The organism is Verrucomicrobium sp. 3C (assembly GCF_000379365.1).
Taxonomy (GTDB): Bacteria; Verrucomicrobiota; Verrucomicrobiia; order Methylacidiphilales; family Methylacidiphilaceae; genus Methylacidimicrobium.
Genome location: NZ_KB901880.1, coordinates 1 through 1,454, shown reverse-complemented (window position 1 = coordinate 1,454; position 1,454 = coordinate 1). Strand labels below are relative to the sequence as shown.

Sequence of the window (1,454 nt, the reverse complement as noted above, 5' to 3'; positions counted from 1 at the left end):
CATGCTCATCCAGTAAGTCGAATAATCCGCCGACGTGTAGTCGAGACCCTTCGAAAGGGCGAAAAGCCTCTCGTACACGTTGATTAGCACGTCGAAGACGACCAGCGCGCCGATGGCGATCCCCGCACTCTTCCAGGAATATGCGGTGACCGGCGGTCTCGCGAGGGCCGTCGCCGTTTGTGTTTCTGCCATATTGTTTATGACTCCGTTTCTTCCACTTTGCTTCTCTGCGCCCCGGATGCACCACCCGAAGCGCGACCGTCACCCTACCGGGATGCCGGCGGAAAGCCGGTCAGCCTTTTCGCTAACCGGTCTTCCATGAGCAACCGTAACGGAGCCATGGAGAGCGAACAATCGGCCCTAGTCCCACGAACCGGATAGGGGATTTATCCGTGTAGATTCCCATGGGAAGCATGAGGGATCGCAAGAGAAAGCCGGACGGTGGGCAGCGAGAATCTAAAAAGAGGTACGCCCTTCCCTCCCCGTGGGGAGAAGAAGGGCGCACCGGGTTCAGCTCTCTTTACGAAAGCCGAGGAAACCTACATCTGCGTCACACCGAACCTCGGAATCACCAACTGATCGGCGATCGCGATGATGGTCCGCGCCCCACTCGGGTCGCTGAAGAAGAGCAATCCGCCAAAGCGGTTTGTCGTCTCATGATACATCGTCAGCCGCTGGTTCTCCCACTCGGCACTCGCCATCACCACCTCGATCACCTTGGTCTCTCCGGGCGCAATCGGCTCGGACGGAGTGATCTTCATCGCCCCGCCGTAAACCTCGGGGAAGTCAGGATTCCAGGTATTTCCCGGAATCTGCTCATTGAGGAATCGAACGTTGGCCGTCGCGAACTCCTTGAGCACCATCGGGCGATCACCGGTGTTGTGCACCTCGAGCCGGAAGGCAAGCGTGCGGGTTGGCACTTCGTAGGTCGCGTCCAGCACCTTCGCCTTGACCGGCGAGGGCTCCGGAGGAAGCGCCTGATTCTTGATGATCGTCTCCTGGATCGGAATCGTATGCGGATACTGCGAGGAGGTCATCGCGTTCGCCAGTGCGACCAGAGCGATCGAACCGAGAGCAAAGATCACCGCGACCTTTTTATCCGAGTCGCTGATCAATTCCTTGCTTCGTCCGGCCGCGACCAGTCCCATCCGGCTCACCATCGGCCTGCTCACCCAGAGCCCCAGCCACGCCACCCCAATCAGGGTCGTCACCAGAGTCCAGATCAACATCCGGGCCTGCCCGTAGTCCTCCAGGTTGATCGTATTCCCCAACAGGGTCTTGATCGGATTGGTGAAACCCTCGTGGCTTCCGTCCACGTCGACGTAGATCGACGGCCCGATCAGCGGACCCGCATCCTTCATGCTGAGCATCACCCCGACAGGCCAGTGACCCGGATAGCGTGCCCTGGTCACTGTCTTGTACTCGTAGGTGCCGCCCAGCTCCAGCAACTCCGA

At 59.5% G+C, this 1,454-nt stretch carries 2 protein-coding genes; both read right to left on the bottom strand.

Annotated elements, in window-relative coordinates; all coding sequences use genetic code 11:
- Nucleotides 1–192, bottom strand: a 192-nt coding sequence (locus tag A37A_RS0114660; RefSeq protein ID WP_026195873.1) for a methane monooxygenase/ammonia monooxygenase subunit C, incomplete at its 3' end; no start/stop codon positions are given.
- Nucleotides 193–539: 347 nt separating this feature from the next.
- A partial coding sequence (locus A37A_RS0114655; protein ID WP_018292222.1) for a methane monooxygenase/ammonia monooxygenase subunit B occupies nucleotides 540–1,454 on the bottom strand: 915 nt, incomplete at its 5' end.